At 62.1% G+C, this 22,630-nt stretch carries 24 protein-coding genes; 6 read left to right on the top strand and 18 right to left on the bottom strand.

Annotation, left to right across the window (positions count from 1 at the left end; genetic code table 11):
- From C4J84_RS18340 to recR, 5 genes are all read left to right on the top strand, one after another.
- Nucleotides 1–591: a hypothetical protein gene (locus C4J84_RS18340; RefSeq protein WP_124435895.1), complete on the top strand. Its 591-nt coding sequence runs from the start codon at nt 1–3 to the stop codon at nt 589–591.
- Nucleotides 592–687: 96 nt separating this feature from the next.
- Nucleotides 688–2,751: a DNA polymerase III subunit gamma/tau gene (gene dnaX, locus C4J84_RS18335; RefSeq protein WP_124435894.1), complete on the top strand. Its 2,064-nt coding sequence runs from the start codon at nt 688–690 to the stop codon at nt 2,749–2,751.
- Between the two features lie 43 nt (nt 2,752–2,794).
- Nucleotides 2,795–3,133, top strand: a complete 339-nt coding sequence (locus tag C4J84_RS18330; protein WP_124363899.1) for a YbaB/EbfC family nucleoid-associated protein — start codon at nt 2,795–2,797, stop codon at nt 3,131–3,133.
- 133 nt (nt 3,134–3,266) lie between these two features.
- Entirely contained in the window at nt 3,267–4,301 is a 1,035-nt protein-coding gene (locus C4J84_RS18325) for an NADP-dependent oxidoreductase (RefSeq protein WP_124371495.1), read from the top strand.
- A gap of 66 nt (nt 4,302–4,367) precedes the next feature.
- Entirely contained in the window at nt 4,368–4,970 is a 603-nt protein-coding gene (gene recR, locus C4J84_RS18320; RefSeq protein WP_124363897.1) for a recombination mediator RecR, read from the top strand.
- An 880-nt stretch (nt 4,971–5,850) separates the two neighbouring features.
- Here recR and C4J84_RS18315 read toward each other — a convergent pair.
- A complete protein-coding gene (locus tag C4J84_RS18315; RefSeq protein ID WP_124363896.1) occupies nt 5,851–6,399 on the bottom strand; it encodes an adenine phosphoribosyltransferase in 549 nt (182 codons plus the stop codon).
- Nucleotides 6,400–6,477: 78 nt separating this feature from the next.
- The gene (gene fnr / locus C4J84_RS18310; protein WP_124363895.1) at nt 6,478–7,212 is read right to left on the bottom strand and encodes a fumarate/nitrate reduction transcriptional regulator Fnr; all 735 of its coding nucleotides are present in this window, start codon (nt 7,210–7,212) and stop codon (nt 6,478–6,480) included.
- Between the two features lie 151 nt (nt 7,213–7,363).
- Here fnr and C4J84_RS18305 point away from each other — a divergent pair, with 151 nt between their 5' ends.
- Nucleotides 7,364–7,834: a hypothetical protein gene (locus C4J84_RS18305; protein ID WP_124435893.1), complete on the top strand. Its 471-nt coding sequence runs from the start codon at nt 7,364–7,366 to the stop codon at nt 7,832–7,834.
- Here the strand turns inward: C4J84_RS18305 and hemN are convergent, their stop codons facing one another.
- From hemN to ccoN (C4J84_RS18225), 16 genes are all read right to left on the bottom strand, one after another.
- A complete protein-coding gene (hemN, locus tag C4J84_RS18300; RefSeq protein WP_124435892.1) occupies nt 7,835–9,217 on the bottom strand; it encodes an oxygen-independent coproporphyrinogen III oxidase in 1,383 nt (460 codons plus the stop codon).
- Between the two features lie 104 nt (nt 9,218–9,321).
- Nucleotides 9,322–10,005 carry a sulfite exporter TauE/SafE family protein gene (locus C4J84_RS18295; RefSeq protein ID WP_124435891.1) on the bottom strand — a complete coding sequence of 228 codons (684 nt, stop codon included), beginning with the start codon at nt 10,003–10,005 and terminating at the stop codon, nt 9,322–9,324.
- A complete protein-coding gene (gene ccoS, locus C4J84_RS18290) occupies nt 9,998–10,210 on the bottom strand; it encodes a cbb3-type cytochrome oxidase assembly protein CcoS (protein WP_124435890.1) in 213 nt (70 codons plus the stop codon). The genes C4J84_RS18295 and ccoS overlap by 8 nt, the downstream gene beginning before the upstream one ends.
- 22 nt (nt 10,211–10,232) lie before the next feature.
- Nucleotides 10,233–12,677 carry a heavy metal translocating P-type ATPase gene (locus C4J84_RS18285; protein ID WP_124435889.1) on the bottom strand — a complete coding sequence of 815 codons (2,445 nt, stop codon included), beginning with the start codon at nt 12,675–12,677 and terminating at the stop codon, nt 10,233–10,235.
- A 123-nt stretch (nt 12,678–12,800) separates the two neighbouring features.
- Entirely contained in the window at nt 12,801–13,340 is a 540-nt protein-coding gene (locus C4J84_RS18280) for a FixH family protein (protein ID WP_124435888.1), read from the bottom strand.
- A 15-nt stretch (nt 13,341–13,355) separates the two neighbouring features.
- Entirely contained in the window at nt 13,356–14,759 is a 1,404-nt protein-coding gene (gene ccoG / locus C4J84_RS18275) for a cytochrome c oxidase accessory protein CcoG (protein WP_124435887.1), read from the bottom strand.
- Nucleotides 14,760–14,965: 206 nt separating this feature from the next.
- Entirely contained in the window at nt 14,966–15,376 is a 411-nt protein-coding gene (locus C4J84_RS18270) for a type II toxin-antitoxin system VapC family toxin (protein ID WP_124371488.1), read from the bottom strand.
- Nucleotides 15,376–15,630, bottom strand: a complete 255-nt coding sequence (locus tag C4J84_RS18265) for a type II toxin-antitoxin system Phd/YefM family antitoxin (protein ID WP_124363887.1) — start codon at nt 15,628–15,630, stop codon at nt 15,376–15,378. The genes C4J84_RS18270 and C4J84_RS18265 overlap by 1 nt, the downstream gene beginning before the upstream one ends.
- A 170-nt stretch (nt 15,631–15,800) precedes the next feature.
- Nucleotides 15,801–16,778 carry a cytochrome-c oxidase, cbb3-type subunit III gene (gene ccoP, locus C4J84_RS18260; RefSeq protein WP_124371487.1) on the bottom strand — a complete coding sequence of 326 codons (978 nt, stop codon included), beginning with the start codon at nt 16,776–16,778 and terminating at the stop codon, nt 15,801–15,803.
- The gene (locus tag C4J84_RS18255; RefSeq protein ID WP_003193169.1) at nt 16,775–16,960 is read right to left on the bottom strand and encodes a CcoQ/FixQ family Cbb3-type cytochrome c oxidase assembly chaperone; all 186 of its coding nucleotides are present in this window, start codon (nt 16,958–16,960) and stop codon (nt 16,775–16,777) included. The genes ccoP (C4J84_RS18260) and C4J84_RS18255 overlap by 4 nt, the downstream gene beginning before the upstream one ends.
- A 5-nt stretch (nt 16,961–16,965) precedes the next feature.
- On the bottom strand, nt 16,966–17,574 hold the full coding sequence (gene ccoO / locus C4J84_RS18250) for a cytochrome-c oxidase, cbb3-type subunit II (protein WP_124371486.1): 609 nt from the start codon (nt 17,572–17,574) through the stop codon (nt 16,966–16,968).
- A complete protein-coding gene (ccoN, locus tag C4J84_RS18245; protein ID WP_124363884.1) occupies nt 17,574–19,016 on the bottom strand; it encodes a cytochrome-c oxidase, cbb3-type subunit I in 1,443 nt (480 codons plus the stop codon). Before ccoN (C4J84_RS18245) ends, ccoO (C4J84_RS18250) begins: the two co-directional genes overlap by 1 nt.
- 356 nt (nt 19,017–19,372) lie before the next feature.
- Nucleotides 19,373–20,320 carry a cytochrome-c oxidase, cbb3-type subunit III gene (gene ccoP, locus C4J84_RS18240; RefSeq protein ID WP_124435886.1) on the bottom strand — a complete coding sequence of 316 codons (948 nt, stop codon included), beginning with the start codon at nt 20,318–20,320 and terminating at the stop codon, nt 19,373–19,375.
- The gene (locus C4J84_RS18235) at nt 20,317–20,517 is read right to left on the bottom strand and encodes a cbb3-type cytochrome c oxidase subunit 3 (RefSeq protein ID WP_124363882.1); all 201 of its coding nucleotides are present in this window, start codon (nt 20,515–20,517) and stop codon (nt 20,317–20,319) included. Before C4J84_RS18235 ends, ccoP (C4J84_RS18240) begins: the two co-directional genes overlap by 4 nt.
- 3 nt (nt 20,518–20,520) lie before the next feature.
- Nucleotides 20,521–21,129 carry a cytochrome-c oxidase, cbb3-type subunit II gene (ccoO, locus tag C4J84_RS18230; protein WP_124435885.1) on the bottom strand — a complete coding sequence of 203 codons (609 nt, stop codon included), beginning with the start codon at nt 21,127–21,129 and terminating at the stop codon, nt 20,521–20,523.
- A gap of 10 nt (nt 21,130–21,139) precedes the next feature.
- Nucleotides 21,140–22,564 carry a cytochrome-c oxidase, cbb3-type subunit I gene (gene ccoN, locus C4J84_RS18225; protein ID WP_124363880.1) on the bottom strand — a complete coding sequence of 475 codons (1,425 nt, stop codon included), beginning with the start codon at nt 22,562–22,564 and terminating at the stop codon, nt 21,140–21,142.
- Between the last annotated feature and the right edge of the window lie 66 nt (nt 22,565–22,630).

The raw sequence follows: 22,630 nt of genomic DNA, 5'->3' as shown, positions 1-22,630 counted from the left end.
ATGATTCGTTTTCTGGCGGTAGGTGTGTTGTCGCTGTGCGCCGTGGTGCCGGCCCTGGCAGGCTCGGCCGCGTTGCATTCGGGTAAGTACGAAGGGCTGATGCTGGCAGTGACGCCGCAGCAGCAGGTCGAAGGGTTTTACTCGGAAAGCCTGGGCGAGGGCGTGACGCGGGGCTGCAGGTTTTTTCTGCAGGGCACGCCCGCGGCGCTGACCACCTGGCTCGATGTGGCGTATCCCGGCAGCGTGGCAGCGGCGTCCGACGGCGTGACCCTGACCGTTGAGCAAGGCCGTCAGCACCCTGGTTGCATCAATGTGTTGATGCCAGAGATTGCGACGGGCCTGGAGCTGAGCCAGACCGCCAGGAAAAAATGGATCGGCCTGGTGACGGTGTCGGCCGACAAGGCTTACCTGTTGAAAGCCCCCGGTGCCAAAGCCGCCAAGCGACCCTACATCGTCAAGAATGATGTGGTGGGCGTGCTGGCCTTCAAGGAAGGCTGGGCGCAGGTCGAGTTCATCAATGCCGATGACCGTTCGTTCACGGGCTGGATCAGCCAGGAGCAGTACGCACGCTTGGTGGCGCCGAAGATTTAAACCGGCGGGAGGCGACTTTATGAGCGTGCCGGATGCAATTTCCCCCCTGCTCCGCTAGCATTACCGGCTTCCGCTTCCCAGTTGCGACGGTTTTCGATGAGTTATCAGGTTCTTGCACGTAAATGGCGCCCGCGCTCGTTCCGCGAAATGGTCGGCCAGACCCATGTGCTCAAGGCTCTGATCAATGCCTTGGACAGCCAGCGGCTGCACCACGCCTACCTGTTCACCGGTACGCGCGGGGTGGGCAAGACCACGATTGCGCGCATCATCGCCAAATGCCTGAATTGTGAAACCGGTATCACATCGACCCCTTGCGGCACCTGTTCGGTGTGCCGCGAGATCGACGAAGGGCGTTTCGTCGACCTGATCGAGATCGACGCCGCGAGCCGCACCAAGGTCGAAGACACCCGCGAGCTGCTCGACAACGTGCAGTACGCGCCGAGCCGTGGCCGCTTCAAGGTCTACCTGATCGACGAAGTGCACATGCTGTCCAGCCATTCCTTCAACGCGCTGTTGAAAACCCTGGAAGAGCCGCCGCCCTACGTCAAATTCATCCTGGCCACCACCGACCCGCAGAAACTTCCTGCGACGATTTTGTCGCGGTGCCTGCAGTTCTCCCTGAAGAACATGACTCCTGAGCGGGTGGTCGAGCATTTGACCCATGTGCTGGGCGTCGAGAATGTACCGTTCGAAGACGACGCGCTGTGGCTGCTTGGCCGCGCTGCCGATGGCTCGATGCGTGATGCCATGAGCCTCACCGACCAGGCCATCGCCTTTGGTGAAGGCAAGGTCCTGGCCGCCGATGTGCGCGCCATGCTCGGCACGCTGGACCACGGCCAGGTGTTCGACGTGCTGCACGCGCTGATCGAGGGCGACGCCAAGGCGTTGCTCGAAGCCGTGCGCCACTTGTCCGAGCAAGGCCCGGACTGGAACGGCGTGCTCTCGGAAATCCTCAACGTGCTGCACCGCGTCGCGATCGCCCAGGCATTGCCTGAGGGTGTGGATAACGGCCATGGCGACCGCGACCGCGTGTTGGCGCTGGCCCAGGCGCTGCCGGCCGAAGATGTGCAGTTCTATTACCAGATGGGCCTGATCGGCCGCCGTGACCTGCCCCTGGCGCCGGACCCGCGGGGGGGCTTCGAAATGGTGCTGTTGCGGATGCTGGCCTTCCGGCCCGCCGACTCGGCGGATGCGCCGAGACAGCCGCTAAAGCCAGTGGGGATCAGCCAGGCCACAGTTGATTCCGCCAAACCAGTGGCTGGCGCGGCGGTGGTTGCGCCAGTAGTGGCTGCGCCCCCGGCGGTTCCCGAGCCTGTGGTGGCCGCCCCGGTGGCCGCGCCTGAAGCGGTTGTCGAGCCAGAGCCGGAGCCAGAGCCGCAAGTCGCCCCGGTGGTCGATCTGCCCTGGAATGACCCGGTTGAAGCGCCCGTCGAGCCGGAGCTACAGCCCGCCGTGGAGCCGGTGCTGGACACCACCGGCGAGCAGCCGGAGTTGACCCCCATGCCCACGCCAACCCCGGACAGCGTAGTGCCGGATGCGCCGGAGTGGGTATCCGCGCCTGTGCCCGAGCCGACTGTCGCCCAGGTTGAGGCGGCCACCCCCGGCATCGACCTCGACGACGAACCGCCGCTGGACGAAGACTACATCGAGCCGGACATGGATTCGGCCTACAGCTACCTGGACGAACTTGCCAGCGAACACACCGCCGAGCCGGCCCCCGAGCCGGAGGTGGAGCCTGCCGCCGCTCCGGCCACCGGCCTGGCCCTGCAATGGCTGGAATTGTTTCCAAAATTGCCGATCTCCGGCATGACTGCCAGTATCGCCGCCAACTGCACGTTGATTACCATCGACGGCGACCACTGGCTGCTGCACCTGGACCCGGCCCACAGTGCCTTGTTCAATGCCACTCAGCAGCGCCGGCTCAACGACGCGCTCAACCAGTACCATGGGCGCACGCTGACCATCGCCATCGAGCTGATCAAGCCCGAGCAGGAAACCCCGGCCCAGGCTGCGACGCGTCGGCGTCTGAACCGCCAGCGCGACGCCGAGGCGTCGATCCAGGCTGATCCGCTTATCCAGCAAATGATGCAACAGTTCGGTGCGGTCGTCCGTCACGATACTATTGAACCTGTCGAAGCCCCGGCGCCCCAGGCGTCATGAACCGGGCGACTAATTTGATCCACGTACTTTTGAGGTGATTCCCATGATGAAAGGTGGCATGGCCGGCCTGATGAAGCAGGCGCAGCAGATGCAGGAAAAGATGGCCAAGATGCAGGAAGAACTGGCCAACGCCGAAGTCACCGGTAAAGCCGGTGGCGATATGGTCAGCGTGGTGATGACCGGTCGTCACGACATCAAGCGCGTCAGCATCGACCCCAGCCTGCTCGAGGGCGTCAGCGATGACGACCGCGAAGTGCTGGAAGACTTGTTCGCCGCTGCCGTCAACGACGCCGTGCGCAAGATCGAAGCCAACAGCCAGGAAAAAATGGGCGGCGTGACCGCTGGCATGCAACTGCCACCGGGTATGAAGCTGCCGTTCTGATTGACCGGCTTTGCGCTGCACCCGAATGCCAGGCCTTGTGCCTGGCATTTTTGTATGTGCCTATCGGATCTGAACCCTGGCGCAACAATCAGGGTCTGCACCCTATACGCATGCATTCGCTAAGGAGCCCCTGATGCCTCAAGAACCGACGCTCAACCAACGCATCGTCCTGGTTTCACGCCCTCAAGGCGCGCCAACCCCGGAAAATTTCCGCCTCGAACGGGTAACCCTGCCAGAGCTGGAGGACGGCCAGGTGCTACTCAAGACGCTCTACCTGTCCCTGGACCCCTACATGCGCGGACGCATGAGCGACGCGCCGTCCTACGCCGCGCCGGTGGAAATCGACGAGGTGATGACCGGTGGCGCTGTCAGCCGCATCGAGCAATCACGCCATCCGAAATTTGAAGTCGGCGACCTGGTCGTGGGCTCCACCGGCTGGCAAAGCCACAGCATCAGCGATGGTCGCAACCTGATGCCGGTGCCCAATGGCTTGGCGAGCCCGTCGATGGCCCTGGGTGTGCTGGGCATGCCAGGCATGACCGCCTACATGGGCCTGATGGACATTGGCCAGCCCAAGGCCGGTGAAACCCTGGTCGTGGCAGCCGCCTCCGGTGCGGTGGGCTCGGTGGTGGGCCAGGTTGCCAAGCTCAAGGGCCTGCGCGTGGTGGGGGTGGCGGGTGGTGCCGAGAAATGCCGCTACGTGGTGGATGAGCTGGGTTTCGATGCCTGTATCGACCACAAGGGCGCGGATTTCGCCAACGAGCTGGCGCAGGCCTGTTCCAACGGCGTGGACATTTACTATGAAAATGTCGGTGGCAAGGTGTTCGATGCCGTGCTGCCGCTGCTCAACCCCAAGGCGCGGATTCCGCTCTGCGGGCTGATCGCCGGGTATAACGCCCATGAAGCACCAAGCGGCCCGGATCGCCTGCCGGCGCTGCAGCGCACCTTGCTGACCAAGCGTGTGCGCATCCAGGGCTTTATCGTGTTTGACGACTACGGTGATCGCCAACCCGAGTTCCTGAGCGCCATGGCGCCCTGGGTGCGCGATGGCAAGATCAAGTTCCGCGAAGACGTGGTCGACGGCCTGGAGCAGGCACCTGAAGCCTTTATCGGTTTGCTCGAGGGACGCAACTTCGGCAAGTTGGTGGTGCGCGTCGCACAGGATTGAGCATTTGACGCTAATCCGAGGCGCGGGTATAAACCGCGTCTCGTTGTTTTGTCGGACCCTTCGCCCATGAGCTTCAGCCCCCTGATTCGCCAACTGATCGACGCCCTGCGTACCTTGCCGGGCGTCGGCCAGAAAACCGCCCAGCGCATGGCGCTGCAACTGCTGGAGCGCGATCGCAGCGGCGGCACCCGTTTGGCCCAGGCCTTGAGCCAGGCCATGGAAGGCGTAGGCCACTGTCGCCAATGCCGCACCCTGACCGAAGAAGAACTCTGCCCGCAATGCGCCGACCCACGTCGCGACGACACGCTGCTGTGCGTAGTGGAAGGGCCGATGGATGTGTACGCGGTGGAGCAAACCGGTTACCGCGGGCGCTATTTCGTGCTCAAAGGCCATTTGTCGCCGCTCGATGGCCTGGGGCCGGAAGCCATCGGCATCCCGCAACTGGTGGCGCGGATTGAAGAGCAGGGCACCTTCAGCGAAATCATCCTGGCGACCAACCCGACGGTGGAGGGCGAAGCCACGGCGCATTACATCGCCCAATTGCTGAGCAACAAAGGGTTGATCACCTCGCGTATCGCCCATGGTGTGCCCCTGGGTGGCGAACTTGAACTGGTCGACGGCGGCACCTTGGCGCACTCCTTCGCAGGTCGTAAGCCGATCGCGCTCTAACGACCACTGCAAATACCCAATGTGGGAGGGGGCTTGCTCCCGATAGCGGTGTATCAGCCAATGAATCTGTTGACTGACACATAGCCATCGGGAGCAAGCCCCCTCCCACAGTTTGGATTTGTGAACACAGTCAAAAGTGCGGGAGGGGGCTTGCCCTAATGCCAGTCAGTTAAGGCTTTTTGTAGGAGCGAGGCGGGCGGCTAGCCCTTGCTCGCGAAAAACTCACAGGCACCGCGTTTATTCAGGAAGCGGGCGTTATCGTTGACGTTTTTCGCGAGCAAGCTCGCTCCTACAGACGGTGGTGTACGCTTAACTGACTGGCATTAGGGCTTGCCCCCGATAGCCATAGGTATCTACACAACTTTGTAGCAGCCTACGGTAACCACGATGCGAAGCGAGCCGCTCTTGATCTTGCTTTTGATCTAGGCGCCCCGTTAAACCACGCTGGCCGGAATTCGATAGTGATTTGGGGGGTAAACCGGCAGGGATGCCGGTTTAGCCGCCCCGCGCCATGGATGGCGCGTGGCGGCGGCCCCCCAAATCAATGTCGGATTACGGGCACACCGAGCCTGGGCGAGGTGCCGAGTGGTGGGGCAAGAGCGTTTTGCTTACTTTTGCGCTTTTCAAAAGTGAGACGCCGTAAGGGCGGAACCCTAAGCCGCCGTTACCGCAGCAACGGATATGTACTCGCCCTGATCCAGCATCCTGGTCGGCTGTCAGGCCGCCATCGGGGGCAAGTCGAATCGTCGCACCGCCCCTCCCACATTTTGGTCGCGGGGCATCAGTTAGAGAGGCTTCGGCTCCTGGGCCGCCACAGGTTCAGGGCTACGCCAAAGTTGTGTAGATACCCATGCCCCGATGGGGCCAGTCAGGGCGCTGCTTATCGCTCGGTTAGGGCAAACTGCGTCAGGCAAAACGTCGGGATGCCCATGTCTTCCAAGCGCTGCGACCCACCCAGCTCCGGCAAATCGATGATCGCCGCCGCTTCAAAGATTTTTGCGCCCATGCGCCGCACCAGATTCGCCGCAGCAATCAGGGTGCCGCCCGTGGCGATCAAGTCATCGAACATCAGCACCGAGTCACCTTCGCACAGGCTGTCGGCGTGCACTTCAAGGAAGGCTTCGCCATATTCGGTCTGGTAACCCTCAGCCAGGACGTCGGCCGGCAGCTTGCCTTGCTTGCGGAACAGGATCAGTGGCTTGTTGAGCTGGTAGGCGATGATCGAGCCGATCAGGAAACCGCGCGCATCCATCGCGCCGATATGGCTGAAATCGGCTTCGACATAGCGTTGGGCAAAGCTGTCGGCGACCAGGCGCAGGGCACGGGGTGATTGGAACAATGGCGTGATGTCACGGAAGATTACCCCAGGCTTGGGGAAGTCGATGACGGGGCGGATCAGGGATTTGATGTCGAACGAATCGAAAGTCATCGTCGAAGAGTCCTGGGCGGAAAACGGACTCGAAGTATACCTGCGGCCTCGCGGGTTCGCTTGGCCGCAGACCCTGGATCACATTTCCAGGGAACCGCCGGCCAGCGCGCACAGCTGGATGGGGTCGAGGATATGCACTTCCTTGCCCTCGGCGGCAATCAGCGCATTTTGCTGGAAGCGGGTAAATACGCGGGACACGGTTTCCACCGCGAGGCCCAGGTAATTGCCGATTTCATTGCGCGACATGCTCAAGCGGAACTGGTTGGCCGAAAACCCGCGGGCGCGGAAACGCGCCGACAGGTTGACCAGGAACGTCGCGATGCGCTCGTCGGCGGTTTTTTTCGACAACAGCAGCATCATCTGTTGATCGTCACGAATCTCGCGGCTCATCACGCGCATTAACTGACGGCGCAATTGCGGCAGTTGCAAGGCCAATTCATCCAGGCGCTCGAAGGGGATTTCACACACCGACGTAGTCTCCAACGCCTGGGCCGACACCGGATGAATCTCAGTGTCCATCCCCGACAGCCCGACCAGTTCGCTGGGCAAGTGGAAACCGGTGATTTGCTCTTCGCCACCGTCGCTGAGGCTGAACGTCTTCAACGCCCCGGAACGTACTGCGTAGACCGAGTCGAACTTGTCGCCCTGGCGAAACAGAAACTCGCCTTTTTTCAGTGGGCGGCCGCGTTTAACGATGTCGTCCAGCGCATCCATGTCTTCCAGATTCAATGAAAGTGGCAGGCAGAGGGGGGCCAGGCTGCAATCCTTGCAGTGGGCCTGGCCGTGAGCGCGCTGTTTGACTGGCTCGGACATTTCTTAAATCCTTGTGGGAAAACACACATAAGACGTAAGGGTAACGCACTGGAGGGCAACGAGGCCAGCGCCAACGAGAAACCGCCGGCGGTCTAAAGATTCTGCGCGTGAGGTCGATACAGGGGCACATCCATTAGACGGAACCTGGATCATGTCTGTTATCAGTGCCTACAACCCTGCTGTGCGCGTCCCGTTTGTGCCTGATGCAAAGGCGGCGAGCGAGGCCGACGAAAAGGTACCGGCGATTGAAGAAAAAACCACGCAAACCAAAGTGGTTGAAGGTGTGACCGTGACTATTTCCGCTGCTGCCTTCCAGGCTGCAGGCGCGGCCAAGAGCAGCAATTCGGACATCGATGACAGCGGCCTTGACGACAACGTCAAGCAGGTACTGAAAATGATCCGCCAGTTGAAGCAGCAGATCGCCGAAAAACAAGCCGAGCTGGCGGCGGTAGCCGCCGCCAATAACCTGTCCCCTGAAGAGGCTCGCGCCCGTACCAGCGCGCTGCAGAGCGAGATCAGTTCGCTGCAGGCGGGCCTGATGTCCGCTCAGACGTCGCTGGCCAAGTCGATGAAGGGCATGAGTGCCGAAGACTCGATGAAAGCCGCCTCGCTGTCGATGTAATCAGATCACCCGCGAGAACCGCTGCCGGTTCTGATGCTCGAGGTACGCATCGAACACCATGCACACCGAGCGCACCAGCAGGCGCCCGGCCGGCAGCACGCGGATGCCCCGGGCATCCAGCTCGATCAGGCCGTCTGCGGCCATTATCTGTAACTGCGGCCACAGCTCATCGAAATAGCCGCGAAAATCGATATTGAACCTCTGCTCGATGCCCGCGAATTCCAGGCTGAAATGGCAGATCAACTGCTGGATCACGTCCCGCCGCAGACGGTCGTCGGTGGTACAGATCAGGCCGCGACTGGTGGCCAGTTGCGCACCGGCCAAGGCGTTCTGGTACTGGTTGAGGTCGCTGCTGTTCTGACAATAAAGGTCGCCGATCTGGCTGATCGCTGAAACCCCCAACCCAATCAAATCGCAATGCCCGTGCGTGGTGTAGCCCTGGAAATTGCGTTGCAGAGTGCCTTCTTCCTGGGCGATGGCCAGTTCGTCATCCGGCAGCGCAAAGTGATCCATGCCGATGTAGCGATAACCCGCCTGGGTCAACTGCTCGATGGTGGTTTGCAGCATCAGTAATTTTTCTGCCGGCGAGGGCAGGTCTTCGGTATGGATCCGCCGCTGCGGCATGAAGCGTTCCGGCAAATGCGCGTAGTTGAACACCGACAGACGGTCCGGTTGCAGGCCGATGACTTCCTCCACGGTGCGCGCAAAATTGAGTGGCGACTGCTTGGGCAAGCCGTAGATCAGGTCGATATTGATCGAGCGAAATTGCAGGGTACGCGCCGCGTCGATCACCGCGCGGGTTTCTTCCAGGCTCTGCAGGCGATTGACCGCCCGTTGCACCTCGGGGTCGAGGTCTTGCAGGCCGACGCTGACGCGGTTGAAGCCCAGTTCACGGAGCAGGCCCATGGTTGCCCAATCGGCTTCGCGAGGGTCGATCTCGATGCCGTAGTCGCCCGAATCGTCCTCCAGCAGATTGAAGTGCTGGCGCAGGTGGGTCATCACCTGGCGCAGCTCGTCATGGCTGAGAAAGGTCGGTGTGCCGCCGCCCAGATGCAGTTGCTCCACCGGCTGTTTCGGGTCGAGGTGGCAGGCCACCTGCTGGATCTCTTGCATCAGGCGTTGCAGATAGGCCTGGGCGCGACCACGGTCCTTGGTGATCACCTTGTTGCAGGCGCAGTAGTAGCAAATGTTGGCGCAGAACGGCACGTGCACATACAGCGATAACGGCCGTATGGCCTTGCGACTGTCGCGCAGCGCATGGAGCAGGTCGAAAGAGCCGACCTGGCTGTCGAATTGTACGGCGGTGGGGTAGGACGTGTAGCGCGGCCCCGCCAGGTCGTAGCGGTGAATCAGATCTGTGTCCCAACGAATGGCGTCGAGCATGGGCGCGGTCCCCCGGATTGGCTAGTCGGCCGAGTCTAGGGGCAGGGTGGGAAGGGCATGTTGATTTGCATCAACGGGGAGCGGCGCTATGCCACAGGCGTGTGTCAGTGCCCCATCAGCCAGTGCTGGTGCGGCCCAGGCAAGGTCCAGAGGCCGAACAACACCACCAGCACACCACCGGCCATGCGCACGCTGCGCTTGCGCAATAGCGCAGTGACACGTTCGGCGGCCAGCCCGGTCGCCAGCAACACCGGCCAGGTGCCCAGGCCGAAGGCCAGCATCAGCAGCGCGCTGTCCAGCGCATTGCCCTGGCTGGCGGCCCACAGCAGGGTGCTGTAGACCAACCCGCACGGCAACCAGCCCCACAGCGCGCCCAGCAGTAATGCGCGAGGCAGGCTTGAGACCGGCAGCAAGCGGTTGGCAACTGGCTGGATATGCCGCCACATGCCGCGACCGAGGCGTTCGATGCGGGTCAGGCCGCTCCACCAACCGGCCAGGTACAGGCCCATGCTGATCAGCAGCAGGCCTGCGAGCACGCGCAGCAACATCGCTCCCGGGCTGTTGGCCACGGCCCAGCCGGCGAGGCCGATCAGCAACCCCGCCGAGGCATAACTGAGGATGCGCCCCAGGTTGTAGGCCAGCAGCAGGCGAAACCGGCGGCTACGCTGCTCCGGGGGAATGGCCAGGGTCAGCGCCCCCATCAAGCCGCCGCACATGCCCAGGCAATGGCCTCCGCCGAGCAGGCCGAGGATCAGCGCAGAAACCAGCAAAGGCGCCAGCTCAAGCATGGGGCGGCTCTTTGGGCGGCTGATCGTTACGGTTGGCTTCGTCGACGGCGGCCAGGTGATTCGGGTCCTGGTCGTCGAACAGCACGCTGTGGGCGGGGCCGTCGAGGTCTTCGTACTGGCCGCTGTCCACGGCCCAGAAGAAGATGTAGATGGCCACGCCCACTAACAGCAGCGCCGCCGGAATCATCACGTATAGAGCTGGCATCTGCACTCCATGCCCGCGCGGCTCAAGCCGGCAGCGGGCGGTTTATCAAGGGGGCACTAGTGTCCGGCACGCTGGGCAGGCGCGTCAGGCGCAGGGCATTGAGCACCACCGTCAACGAGCTGAGGGACATGCCGATGGCGGCCCAGATGGGAGTGATCCACCCCAGGGCCGCGAACGGCAGCATCAGGCCATTGTACAGCCCGGCCCACAGCAGGTTTTCGATGATCACCCGGCGTGTGCGTCGCGCCAAGGTAAAAGCCTGCACCAACGCCTCCAGGCGGTTGGACAACAGCACCGCGTCGGCGCTGGTTTTTGCCAGGTCGGTGGCCGAACCCATCGCCACGCTGATATCCGCAGCGGCCAGGACCGGCACATCGTTGACACCGTCGCCGAGCATCAGCACCTTGCGGCCTTCCCGGTGCAGGCGTTGCAGCACTTGCAGCTTGTCGTCGGGGCGCAGGCCGCCGTGGGCTTCATCAATGCCCAACTCGGCGGCGACACTGGCGACCATCGGCGAGCTGTCCCCCGACAACAGCAGCGTGCGCCAGCCGCGCGCCTTGCACGCGGCAAGCAGGGCGGGTGCATCGCTGCGCAGGCGGTCGTCGAGCACGAACCAGGCGAGCGCGCCGCGTTGATCCCCCAACAGCAGCCATTGCCCGGCTTCGTCTGGTGAGGTTGGGATGGGGGCGCCACTGAGTTCACAGACAAAAGCGGCTTGGCCGATGCGCATCAGGCGTTCGCCCACGCGACCTTCCAGGCCCAGGCCGGGGCTGCTCAAGACGTCATCGGCAGCCAGGGGGGCACGGCCGAAGGCGCGGGCAATCGGGTGTTCGGAGCGGTTTTCCAGCGCGGCGGCGAGGCCCAGGCACTGCTCGCTGTCCAGCTCGCCCAGGGGCCGGATGGCTCTCAACGCCAGGCGTCCTTCGGTGAGCGTGCCGGTCTTGTCGAAAATCACCGTGTCGATCTGGTTGAGCCCTTCCAGCACATGGCCACGGGTCAGCAGCAAGCCAAGGGTGTGCAGCGTGCCGGTGGCGGCGGTGAGGGCGGTGGGGGTGGCCAGGGACAACGCGCACGGGCAGGTCGCTACCAACATGGCCAATACAATCCAGAACGCCCTGGAGGCATCGAGCTCCCACCACACCAGGCCGATTACCGCAGCCGCCAGCAGGGAGCCCAGCAGAAACCACTGTGCGGCGCGGTCGGCGATTTGCGCCAGGCGCGGTTTTTCGGCCTGGGCACGCTCCAGCAGGCGCACGATGGCCGACAGGCGTGTGTCGTGGCCCAAGGCGCGCACCTGCACGGTCAGCGCGCCTTCGACGTTGAGCGTGCCGGCGGTGACGGCATCGCCGACCTGCCGGGGCTGCGGCAGGTATTCGCCGGTAAGCAGGGATTCGTCGACGCTGGATTGGCCTTCGAGAATCACGCCATCCGCTGGCAGCACCGCGCCAGGGTGGACCAGCACCCGATCATCCAAGGTCAGTTCGCCGAGCAGGATGCGTTCGCTCTGCCCATCTGCGGTCAGGCGCAGGCACGAGGCGGGCAGCAGGTTGACCAACTGCGCGGTGGCGGCAGCGGTGCGTTCGCGGGCACGTCGCTCCAGGTAGCGGCCGGCCAGCAGGAACAGCGCGAACATGCCGACCGCATCGAAGTACAACTCGCCCACGCCGGTGATCGCGGTCCAGATGCCCGCCAGATAAGCCCCGCCGATGGCCAGGGACACCGACACGTCCATGGTCAGGTGGCGCGTGCGCAGGTCGCGCAGCGCCCCTTTGAAAAACGGCGCACAGCTGTAGAACACGATGGGGGTCGTCAGAAACATCGCGACCCAGCGCAGGATGACATGCAACTCGGGGCTGAGGTCGATATTGAATTCAGGCCAGGTGGCCATGGTCGCCATCATGGCCTGGAACCACAGTAACCCGGCAACGCCCAGTTGGCGCAGGGCCAGGCGATTCTCGCCGGCCAGTTGTTCGGCGGCACGGTCCGCTTGATAGGGATGGGCGGCATAGCCGATATGGCGCAGCTCACTGAGCACCTGGCTCAACGGTAACTGCCCGTCGGCCCAGCGCACGTGCAGGCGGTGGTTGGACAGGTTCAGCCGCGCCTCGGCCACGGCGGGCAGGCTGCGCAGGTGTTTCTCGATCAACCAGCCACAGGCCGCGCAGCTGATGCCTTCCATGAGCAGGGTGGCTTCGGCGAATTCGCCGGTGTGGCGTACGAAAGGCTTTTGCACATCGGCGCGATCGTACAGCGCCAGTTCATCGACCAGTTGCACCGGCAGCGCTTCGGGGTTGGCCGAGGCTTCGCTGCGGTGCCGGTAATAGCTTTCCAGCCCGCCCGCCACAATCGCCTCCGCCACCGCCTGGCAACCCGGACAGCACAGTTCGCGGCGCTCGCCGAGGATTTGTGTGGTGAACCGGCTGCCTGAGGGGACGGGCAGGGCGCAGTGGTAGCAGGGGGTGATCATCGTTCGGGATCTCAGATCGTTCCCACGCTCTGCGTGGTAACGCCTCGCTGGACGCTCTGCGTCCGCTTTTATGGCGCTGAGCGCCACGGGCTGCATTCCCACGCGGAGCGTGGGAATGATCAGTTACTTTTTCAGGTCTTCGGCGCCCTGCAACGGCTCATCGCCGAGCAGCAAATCCTGGTCGTGGCTGACCTCTTCTTCTTCGAACAGGCGCCAGGTCTTGTCGCCTTCCACGCCGAGCAGTTCCACGAAGCGGCGCCCTTCGACCTTGTCGGTGACCTGGCCGATATAGCGGCCCGGTTCGCTGGCGCTGCGGGTCAGGTTGATCTTGCGATCCTTCGCCGGCTGGGTCGGGGAGATCAGGTTCAGCTCCAAGGTGTTGGGGTTACTGTAGCCGGTGAGGTGCAGAACGACTTCACCGGTCAGCGCGTCCAGGTGCAGCTTGCCGCGCAGTTGCAGGGTCTGGGCCAGGCGTTCGCGGTCCAGGGAACGGTTGATGCCTTTGCCGGCCTCGTAATAGTTGTCGTTGACCAGGTTGTCCGGGTGGTTCACCGCGATGGTCACCATGGACAAGGTCAGAGTCACCGAGCAGGCGAGGATCGCGATGATGATCCAGGGCCAGAGGTGCTTGTACCAGGGGCTTGCGGCAGTGGTTACGGGCATTCTCGTGTTCCCTGTCTAACGGACTTGTGGGCCGATGAATCGGCTCTTGGCTTCAATGCGGACGCTGTTGTCGTCGGCGTCCTCGAGGATGAACGTCACCTCGTTGGTGCTTGACGGCAACTGCTCGGGCGCACTCGACAATTCTACCGGCATGCTGACGATGTCGCCGGCGGCCACTTTGATTTCGCGTCGGCCTTGCAGCTTGAGGTCGGGCAGGCCGGCGGCGTCGAGCACGTAGGTGTGGTCGCGCTGATCCTTGTTCATGATCTTCAGGCTGTAGACGTTTTCGATGCGCCCTTCGGCGTTTTCGCGGTACAGCACGCGGTCCTTGCTCACGTCGAAGCCCACCAGCGAACGCATGAAGAACGCGGCCACCAGCAGGCTGATCATCGCCAGCAACACCAAGGCGTAACCGATCAGGCGCGGGCGCAACTTATGGGTTTTCTGTCCGGACAGATTGTGCTCGGTGGTGTAGCTGATCAGGCCGCGTGGGTACTCCATCTTGTCCATGATGTTGTCGCAGGCGTCGATGCAGGCAGCGCAGCCGATGCACTCGATCTGCAGGCCGTCGCGGATGTCGATGCCGGTGGGGCATACCTGCACGCACATCGTGCAGTCGATGCAATCGCCCAGGCCCTGAGCCTTGTAGTCGACCCCCTTTTTGCGCGGACCACGCACTTCGCCCCGGCGGGGGTCGTAGGAAACGATCAGCGTGTCCTTGTCGAACATCACGCTCTGGAACCGCGCATAGGGGCACATGTAGATGCACACCTGTTCGCGCAGCCAGCCGGCGTTGCCGTAGGTGGCGAGGGTGAAGAAACCTACCCAGAAATACGACCAGCCGTCGGCCTGGCCGGTGAAAAAGTCCAATACCAGTTCGCGGATCGGCGAGAAGTAGCCGACAAAGGTCAGGCCGGTGACAAAACCGATCAGCAGCCACAGCGTGTGCTTGCTGAATTTGCGCAGGAACTTGTTGGCGCCCATGGGCGCCTTGTCCAGCTTGATGCGCTGGTTGCGATCGCCTTCGGTAACCTTTTCGCACCACATGAAGATCCACGTCCACACGCTTTGCGGGCAGGTATAGCCGCACCAGACGCGACCGGCGTAGACCGTGATGAAGAACAGGCCAAACGCCGCAACGATGAGAATGCCCGACAGCAGGATGAAATCCTGAGGCCAGAAGGTTGCGCCAAAAATAAAGAATTTACGCTCCGGCAGGTTCCACCACACCGCCTGGTGACCGCCCCAGTTCAGCCACACCGTGCCGAAGTACAGCAGGAACAGGCCGGCACCGCCGAGCATGCGCAGATTGCGAAACAGCCCGGTGAAGGCGCGGGTGTAGATTTTCTCTCGTGACGCATAGAGATCGACGGTTTTGGCAGGCGGGGTAACGTCGTGTACCGGTATCTGGTTGCTCATCATTGCATCCCACGGCGGTGGACATTTGCCTCGGCCAGTACGTGCCAACCGGGGTCAAATTAAGGATGTTGCAGTGGCCTAATGATACGCCCCCGGTGGTACGTGAAGGGTGCGACCTTTGGTCGCGTTGGGGGAAATCAATTGATGGTGTACGTGATCTGGATCAATTGACTTGTGAAGTATGGATGGTTTTGTGGGTAGGCAGGTCATTCCTCCCATGGATTAATCAGCGCAACACCACTGGATTTGAAGTCGCTGACGTTGCGCGTGACGACGGTAAGCCCATGAACCAGAGCGGTTGCGGCGATCAACGAGTCACTCTCGTTGGCCCGGTCTGGAACATGCAAGTGCGCACAACGCAACGCGACCGCCGCATCAACGGGCAGGATTCGGGCATCAAAGGCGGGCATCACATGGCGCTTGAGCCAGGCCCTCAACACCTTCCCCTGAGTCGGGTCTCGCCGCTCAACGCGCAGCACTCCGGTTTCCAGTTCCTTGAGCGTGATCGCGGAAATGAACATGCGTGGCGCTATCACGCTTTTTGCCCAGGCAACGACGTTTGCATCAGCCTGAGGTTTACGAAGTTCGGAGATAACATTGGTGTCGAGTAGATACATCAGGGAAGGTCCACGGGTCGATGAATGATCACGGCGCGCTCGGTTTCGAAGTCGATATCCGCCGCTTCCGGCATCACCAGCAGGTCAACGATGTCGGCATTCAGACCTGTCAATTTCTGGTAGTCCTCAATGCTTAGCAGTACATGGGCGGGCTTGCCGCGATCAGTGATAAAAACAGGCCCTTGGCGTGCGGCTTTTTTGGCACCACTTGTGTCTTGGTTGAATTCGCGGCTGGAAATGGTGGTGATGGTCATGGGGCGGCCCCCCTTTGTCGGATGTGATGTAGTTACGTTACTACTTGTGGTTGTGTGCGGCAAGTCCGAGGCCGCGAGTGGTAGTCCATGCCTGTTTGACAGATTCTGAGCGCCAGAAACAAAAAGCCCCGCCAGTTTTTGCTGCGCGGGGCTTTGTTGTATTCGACGAATTACTGCTCCTCAGCCTTCTTATCCCCATGGGACAAGCTGTACACATACGCCGCCAACAAGTGCACCTTGTCATTGCCCTGCAGTTGTTCCTGCGCTGGCATCTGGCCCTGGCGGCCATAGCGAATGGTCTGCTGCAGTTGGGCGAAGCTCGAACCGTAGATGAACGCACCCGGATGAGTCAGGTCCGGTGCGCCCATGGCCGGGGTGCCTTTACCGGCCGGGCCGTGGCAGGCCACGCAGTTGGCGGCGAAGAGTTTCGCGCCGTTGGCGACGTCGGCCTTGGCGCCTTCCGGCAGCTTGCGGCCGTCGAGGTTGGTCACCACGAACGCCGCTACGTCGGCCACGCCTTGCTCGCCGATCACTTCGGCCCAGCCTGGCATCACCGCATGGCGGCCCTGCATGATGGTTTGCTTGATGGTCGCCGCGTCGCCGCCCCAGCGCCAGTCGGCGTCGGTCAGGTTGGGAAAACCGTAGGCGCCCTTGGCGTCGGAACCGTGGCACACCGAGCAGTTGGAGGCGAACAGACGGCCGCCCATCTTCAGAGCCTGTGGGTCCTTGGCCACTTCTTCAATCGGCATCGAGGCGAATTTGGCGAAGATCGGCCCGAATTTGGCCTCCGACCTGGCCATTTCCTTTTCCCATTCGTGCACGCCGGTCCAGCCGGTCTGGCCGTTGGCGAACGCGGTTTGCTTGTCGTTGTCGAGGTAGTTGTAACCCGGCAGCAGGCCTTTCCAGTTGCCCAGGCCAGGGTACAGCGCCAGGTAGCCAAGGGCGAAGATGATGGTTCCGACGAACAGCATGAACCACCATTTGGGCAGCGGGTTGTCGTATTCTTCGATGCCGTCGAACGAGTGGCCGACGGTCTCGTCCGTCTGTTCGGCGCGCTGGCCCTTGCGGGTCGACAGCAGCAGCCAGGTCAGGGCGAAGATGGTACCCAGACTGAGGACTGTGACGTACAGGCTCCAGAACGTAGTCATTCTTTGTTACTCCTAGACGCTTGCTCGACGTGCTTGATGGCTTCCGGGTCATCCGCAAAAGGCAGCATGGTCGCGTCGTCGAATTCCGATTTGCGCCGTGGGCTGAACACCCACAGCGCCAGGCCGATAAAGGCCACCATCACCACGACGGTGCCCAGGCCACGAATCATTCCGATATCCATGCCGGTCACCGTTTGCTTTTGATGAGGGTGCCAAGGCCCTGCAGGTAGGCCACCAATGCGTCCATTTCGGTCTTGCCTTTGACGGCGGCTGCCGCACCGGCGATGTCTTCGTCGGTGTAGGGCACGCCCAGGGTGCGCAGGACTTCCATTTTTTTCGCGGTGTCCTTGCCGTCGAGCTTGTTTTCCACCAGGAACGGGTATGCCGGCATTTTCGACTCCGGCACCACGTTGCGCGGGTTGTACAAGTGCGCACGGTGCCAGTCATCGGAGTAACGCCCGCCAACGCGCGCCAGGTCCGGGCCAGTGCGCTTGGAACCCCACAGGAACGGGTGGTCCCACACGCTTTCACCGGCGACCGAGTAGTGGCCATAGCGTTCGGTTTCGGCGCGGAACGGGCGGATCATCTGTGAGTGGCAGCCCACGCAACCGTTGGCGATATAGACGTCGCGGCCTTCCAGTTCGAGGGCGGTGCGCGGCTTCATGCCTTCGACCGGCTTGTTGGTCACGTCCTGGAAGAACAGCGGGACGATCTGGGTCAGGCCGCCGATGCTCACGGCGATGACCATGAAGAAGGCCAGCAGGCCGATATTCTTCTCGACTACTTCATGCTTCATCAGTGGGCTCCCACGACGGCGATCTTGGCGGCGGCTTCAGCTTGCTCAGGGTCGGAGGCACGCACGGTGCGCCAGACGTTGTAGGCCATGAACAGCATGCCGGTGGCGAAGAACGCACCGCCCAGGGCGCGCACGATATAGCCTGGGTGGCTGGCTTGCAGCGCTTCGACGAACGAGTAGGTGAGGGTGCCGTCGTCGTTGATCGCACGCCACATCAGGCCCTGGGTAATGCCGTTGACCCACATCGAGGCGATGTAGAGCACGGTGCCGATAGTGGCCAGCCAGAAGTGCGTGTTGATCAGCCCGACACTGTGCATCTGCGCACGCCCGAACAGCTTGGGGATCATGTGGTACAGCGCGCCGATGGAGATCATCGCCACCCAGCCCAGGGCACCGGCGTGGACGTGGCCGATGGTCCAGTCGGTGTAGTGGGAGAGCGAGTTGACGGTCTTGATCGCCATCATCGGGCCTTCGAAGGTCGACATGCCGTAGAACGCCAGCGAAACCACCAGAAAGCGCAGGATCGGGTCGGTGCGCAGCTTATGCCAGGCGCCCGAGAGCGTCATCATGCCGTTGATCATGCCGCCCCAGCTCGGCGCCAGCAGGATGATCGACATCGCCATGCCCAACGACTGCGCCCAGTCCGGCAGCGCGGTGTAGTGCAGGTGGTGCGGGCCGGCCCAGATGTACAGGGTGATCAGCGCCCAGAAGTGCACGATGGACAGGCGGTAGGAGTAGATGGGACGTTCGGCCTGCTTGGGCACGAAGTAGTACATCATCCCAAGGAAGCCGGTGGTGAGGAAAAAGCCCACGGCATTATGCCCGTACCACCACTGGATCATCGCATCCGTCGCGCCGGCATAGGCCGAGTAGGATTTGAACAGGCTGACCGGCAGGGACGCGTGGTTGACGATGTGCAGCATCGCCGTGACCAGGATGAAGGCCCCGTAGAACCAGTTGCCGACATAGATGTGCTTGGTCTTGCGCTTGACGATGGTGCCGAAGAACACCACGGCGTACGTCACCCACACAATGGCGAGCAAAATGGCGATCGGCCATTCCAGCTCGGCGTATTCCTTGGTGGTGGTGTAGCCCAGGGGCAGGCTGATGATGGCGCCGACGATGACCGCCTGCCAGCCCCAGAAGGTAAAGGCGGCAAGGCCATCGGAAATCAGTCGTGTCTGGCAGGTGCGTTGCACAACGTAGTAGGAGGTGGCGAACAGCGCACAGCCACCGAAGGCAAAGATCACCAGGTTGGTGTGCAGCGGGCGCAGGCGGCCGAAGGTCGTCCAGGGCAGGTCGAAATTCAATTGTGGCCAAACCAGTTGCGAGGCGATGAACACCCCGAGCCCCATGCCAAGGATCCCCCAGACCACCGTCATGATGGCGAACTGGCGAACGACCTTATAGTTATAAGCAGTCGGACTGATTGCTGTGCTCATTCTAAGGTTCCACGGTTTAGGTATTTTTATAGGTAAAATCGGCCACAAGTATGTAGAAAGCGAGGGGCCATTGCAACGCAATGACTGACCTGTATCAATGCGTTCCACGCCAGATTCTGCGCCCTTTCCATGTTTGATGTAAGGATAAAATAGAAATAGAAAGCTGATCGAGTGGACAAGAAAATTTCGGAGCCTCGACAGCGGTTGTCGCGTACGCCGAAATCGCTTCGCTTGAAAGCAAGCGTAGACCCGAATCTGAGGTGGGGAAAGTTGGTCTTGGGAAGGGTGCGACACTTAGTCGCGCAAGCAGTGGCGAACCGTGGCGAGGGAGCAAGCTCCCTCGCCACAGCTAATGGTTACTGAGGTTGGCTTTCCGGCGTTGCACCGTCAGCGTTATGGGAAAGGCTATAAACATAAGCCGCCAGCAGATGCACCTTGTCATTGCCTTGCAGCACTTCCTGCGCAGGCATCTGGCCCTGGCGACCATGACGGATGGTCTGTTGCAGCTGCGCCAGGCTGGTGCCGTAGATAAACCCTGCAGGCTCGGTCAGGTTTGGCGCGCCCATGGCTTCCACACCGTGGCCCTGCGGCCCGTGGCAGGCAACGCAGGTGGTGTTGAATGCGGCCTGGCCCGCCGCCAGGTCCGCCGTGCTGTCGGCCGGTAAGGGCAACTTGGCCAGGTCGTGGCGTACATACGCGGCAACATTCTTCACCCCATCCTCGCCCAGCACTTCACCCCAGGCCGGCATCGCCGCGTGGCGACCGCCCATGATGGTGGCCTTGATCGCTGCGGCCGAACCGCCCCAGCGCCAGTGGCTGTCTGCCAGGTTGGGGAAACCGTACGCGCCCTTGGCATCCGAGCCGTGGCACACCGCGCAGTTGGAGGCGAACAGGCGACCGCCCATCTTCAAGGCTTGCGGGTCCTTGGCCACTTCTTCCACCGGCATCGCTGCGAATTTGGCGTAGATCGGCCCGAACCTGGCGTCGGCCTTGGTCATCTCCTTGTCCCATTCCTTGGTCGATGTCCAGCCGTCTTCATAGCCCGGCAACACGCCTTTCCAGTTACCCAGCCCCGGGTAGAGGACCAGGTAGCCGACGGCAAACACCAGCGTGCCGACAAACATCATGAACCACCACTGGGGCAGCGGGTTGTCGTATTCCTCGATGCCGTCGAAGGCGTGGCCCATGGTCTGGTCGACGCTGCCGTGGGTTTCGCCCTTGCGGGTGCCGATCAACAGCCAGGTCAGGCCGATCAGGCTGCCGAGGGTCAGTACGCAGATCCATGTACTCCAGAAGGTAGTCATGGCCGAGTGCTCCTTGGTGCGGGCGCTTCTTGAGCGTCGGAGGGAGAAGGTTCATCGGCGAACGGCAGCAGGCGCGCCTGCTCGAAGTCCGCGTTGCGGCGGTTGTTGAACACCCACAGCGACAAGCCGATGAAAGCGATGGCGACCACCAGCGTGCCGAGGCCCCGGATGGTGCCCGCGTCGAATTCAAATCCCATGGCTCACCTCTTGCTCTTGATGGCAGTGCCGAGCACTTGCAGGTAGGAAACCAGCGCGTCCATTTCGGTCTTGCCCTTGAGGCTGGCGACTGCGCCACGAATGTCTTCGTCGGTGTAAGGCACGCCCAGGGTGCGCATGACGTTCAGTTTGGTCTCGGTGTGGCTGCTGTCGACCGGGGCCGTCACCAGCCACGGATAGGCCGGCATTTTCGACTCGGGCACCACGTTGCGCGGGTTGTACAGGTGCGCGCGGTGCCAGTCGTCCGAGTAGCGTGCGCCCACGCGGGCCAGGTCCGGCCCGGTGCGCTTGGAGCCCCACAGGAACGGGTGGTCCCACACGCTTTCGCCGGCCACCGAGTAATGGCCGTAGCGTTCGGTCTCGGCGCGGAACGGGCGGATCATCTGCGAGTGGCACTGCACGCAGCCTTCACGGATGTAGATGTCGCGGCCCTCCAGCTGCAGCGCGGTGTAGGGTTTCATGCCTTCGACCGGCTTGTTGGTCACGTCCTGGAAGAACAGCGGGACGATCTGGGTCAGGCCGCCGATGCTCACGGCGAGCACCATCAGCAGCATCAGCAGGCCGACGTTTTTTTCAATGACTTCGTGTTTCATCACAACCTCCTCAGGCCAGTTGCGCGACAGGCACGGCGTCGGCGGGCTGCACCGCGCGCACGGTGCGCCATGTGTTGTAAGCCATCAGGAACATGCCGCTGAGGAACACCGCACCGCCCACCAGCCGCACGATGTAGCCCGGGTGGCTGGCCACCAGGGTTTCGACGAAGGAGTAGGTCAGGGTGCCGTCCTCATTGATCGCACGCCACATCAGGCCCTGGGCGATGCCGTTGACCCACATCGAAGCGATGTAGAGCACGGTGCCGATAGTGGCCAGCCAGAAGTGCGCGTTGATCAGGCCGAGGCTGTACATCTGCTCACGCCCGAAGACTTTGGGGATCATGTGGTACAGCGCGCCGATGGAAATCATCGCCACCCAACCGAGTGCGCCGGCGTGTACGTGGCCGATGGTCCAGTCGGTGTAGTGGGAGAGGGCGTTGACGGTCTTGATCGCCATCATCGGGCCCTCGAAAGTGGACATGCCGTAGAACGCCAGGGACACCACGAGGAAGCGCAGGATCGGGTCGCTGCGCAACTTATGCCAGGCGCCCGAGAGCGTCATCATGCCGTTGATCATGCCGCCCCAGCTCGGTGCCAGCAGCACCAGCGACATCACCATGCCCAATGACTGTGCCCAATCCGGCAACGCGGTGTAGTGCAGGTGGTGGGGGCCGGCCCAGATATACAGGGTGATCAGCGCCCAGAAGTGCACGATGGACAAACGATACGAATACACCGGGCGTTCGGCCTGCTTGGGCACGAAGTAGTACATCATCCCGAGGAAGCCGGCAGTGAGGAAAAAGCCTACAGCGTTATGCCCGTACCACCACTGCACCATGGCATCCGTCGCACCGCCGTACAGCGAGTAGGACTTGGTCAGGCTGACCGGGATTTCCAGGTTGTTGACGATATGCAGGATCGCCACGGTGATGATGAATGCGCCGAAAAACCAGTTACCCACATAGATGTGCTTGGTGTTGCGCTTCATGATCGTGCCGAAGAACACGATGGCGTAGGCCACCCAGACGATGGTGATCAGGATGTCGATCGGCCATTCCAGCTCGGCGTATTCCTTGGAACTGGTGTAGCCCAGCGGCAGGCTGATCGCGGCCAACAGGATGACGAGCTGCCAGCCCCAGAAGCAGAACGCGGCGATTTTCGGTGCGAATAGCTGTGTCTGGCAGGTGCGCTGCACCGAATAGAAGGAGCTGGCGAACAGTGCGCAGCCACCGAAGGCAAAGATCACGGCGTTGGTGTGCAGCGGGCGCAGGCGACCGAAGCTGGTCCAGGGCAAATCGAAGTTGAGCGCAGGCCAAACCAATTGGGCCGCGAGAAAAACCCCGAGGCCCATGCCGACGATGCCCCACACCACCGTCATAATGGCGAATTGGCGGACCACCTTGTAGTTATAGGCGGTACTTAAAGTAGTGTTCATGGTTCCCCATCCACGGTTCAACCCAAGCCGGAGCGGCACTTGGGCTGGAGTTATAGGCAGACTAAA

The sequence above is a fragment of the Pseudomonas sp. R11-23-07 genome (assembly GCF_003852295.1).
Classification (GTDB): Bacteria; Pseudomonadota; Gammaproteobacteria; order Pseudomonadales; family Pseudomonadaceae; genus Aquipseudomonas.
Note: the sequence above shows the minus strand (reverse complement) of the source record. Positions and strands in the feature narration are given on the sequence as shown.

Bases quoted from the DNA above. Each gene is read 5' to 3' on its own strand.
- C4J84_RS18340 (WP_124435895.1), top strand. From the start codon at position 1: ATGATTCGTTTTCTGGCGGTAGGTGTGTTGTCGCTGTGCGCCGTGGTG.
- dnaX (WP_124435894.1), top strand. From the start codon at position 688: ATGAGTTATCAGGTTCTTGCACGTAAATGGCGCCCGCGCTCGTTCCGC.
- C4J84_RS18330 (WP_124363899.1), top strand. From the start codon at position 2,795: ATGATGAAAGGTGGCATGGCCGGCCTGATGAAGCAGGCGCAGCAGATG.
- C4J84_RS18325 (WP_124371495.1), top strand. From the start codon at position 3,267: ATGCCTCAAGAACCGACGCTCAACCAACGCATCGTCCTGGTTTCACGC.
- recR (WP_124363897.1), top strand. From the start codon at position 4,368: ATGAGCTTCAGCCCCCTGATTCGCCAACTGATCGACGCCCTGCGTACC.
- C4J84_RS18315 (WP_124363896.1), bottom strand. From the start codon at position 6,399: ATGACTTTCGATTCGTTCGACATCAAATCCCTGATCCGCCCCGTCATC.
- fnr (WP_124363895.1), bottom strand. From the start codon at position 7,212: ATGTCCGAGCCAGTCAAACAGCGCGCTCACGGCCAGGCCCACTGCAAG.
- C4J84_RS18305 (WP_124435893.1), top strand. From the start codon at position 7,364: ATGTCTGTTATCAGTGCCTACAACCCTGCTGTGCGCGTCCCGTTTGTG.
- hemN (WP_124435892.1), bottom strand. From the start codon at position 9,217: ATGCTCGACGCCATTCGTTGGGACACAGATCTGATTCACCGCTACGAC.
- C4J84_RS18295 (WP_124435891.1), bottom strand. From the start codon at position 10,005: ATGCTTGAGCTGGCGCCTTTGCTGGTTTCTGCGCTGATCCTCGGCCTG.
- ccoS (WP_124435890.1), bottom strand. From the start codon at position 10,210: ATGCCAGCTCTATACGTGATGATTCCGGCGGCGCTGCTGTTAGTGGGC.
- C4J84_RS18285 (WP_124435889.1), bottom strand. From the start codon at position 12,677: ATGATCACCCCCTGCTACCACTGCGCCCTGCCCGTCCCCTCAGGCAGC.
- C4J84_RS18280 (WP_124435888.1), bottom strand. From the start codon at position 13,340: ATGCCCGTAACCACTGCCGCAAGCCCCTGGTACAAGCACCTCTGGCCC.
- ccoG (WP_124435887.1), bottom strand. From the start codon at position 14,759: ATGAGCAACCAGATACCGGTACACGACGTTACCCCGCCTGCCAAAACC.
- C4J84_RS18270 (WP_124371488.1), bottom strand. From the start codon at position 15,376: ATGTATCTACTCGACACCAATGTTATCTCCGAACTTCGTAAACCTCAG.
- C4J84_RS18265 (WP_124363887.1), bottom strand. From the start codon at position 15,630: ATGACCATCACCACCATTTCCAGCCGCGAATTCAACCAAGACACAAGT.
- ccoP (WP_124371487.1), bottom strand. From the start codon at position 16,778: ATGACTACGTTCTGGAGCCTGTACGTCACAGTCCTCAGTCTGGGTACC.
- C4J84_RS18255 (WP_003193169.1), bottom strand. From the start codon at position 16,960: ATGGATATCGGAATGATTCGTGGCCTGGGCACCGTCGTGGTGATGGTG.
- ccoO (WP_124371486.1), bottom strand. From the start codon at position 17,574: ATGAAGCATGAAGTAGTCGAGAAGAATATCGGCCTGCTGGCCTTCTTC.
- ccoN (WP_124363884.1), bottom strand. From the start codon at position 19,016: ATGAGCACAGCAATCAGTCCGACTGCTTATAACTATAAGGTCGTTCGC.
- ccoP (WP_124435886.1), bottom strand. From the start codon at position 20,320: ATGACTACCTTCTGGAGTACATGGATCTGCGTACTGACCCTCGGCAGC.
- C4J84_RS18235 (WP_124363882.1), bottom strand. From the start codon at position 20,517: ATGGGATTTGAATTCGACGCGGGCACCATCCGGGGCCTCGGCACGCTG.
- ccoO (WP_124435885.1), bottom strand. From the start codon at position 21,129: ATGAAACACGAAGTCATTGAAAAAAACGTCGGCCTGCTGATGCTGCTG.
- ccoN (WP_124363880.1), bottom strand. From the start codon at position 22,564: ATGAACACTACTTTAAGTACCGCCTATAACTACAAGGTGGTCCGCCAA.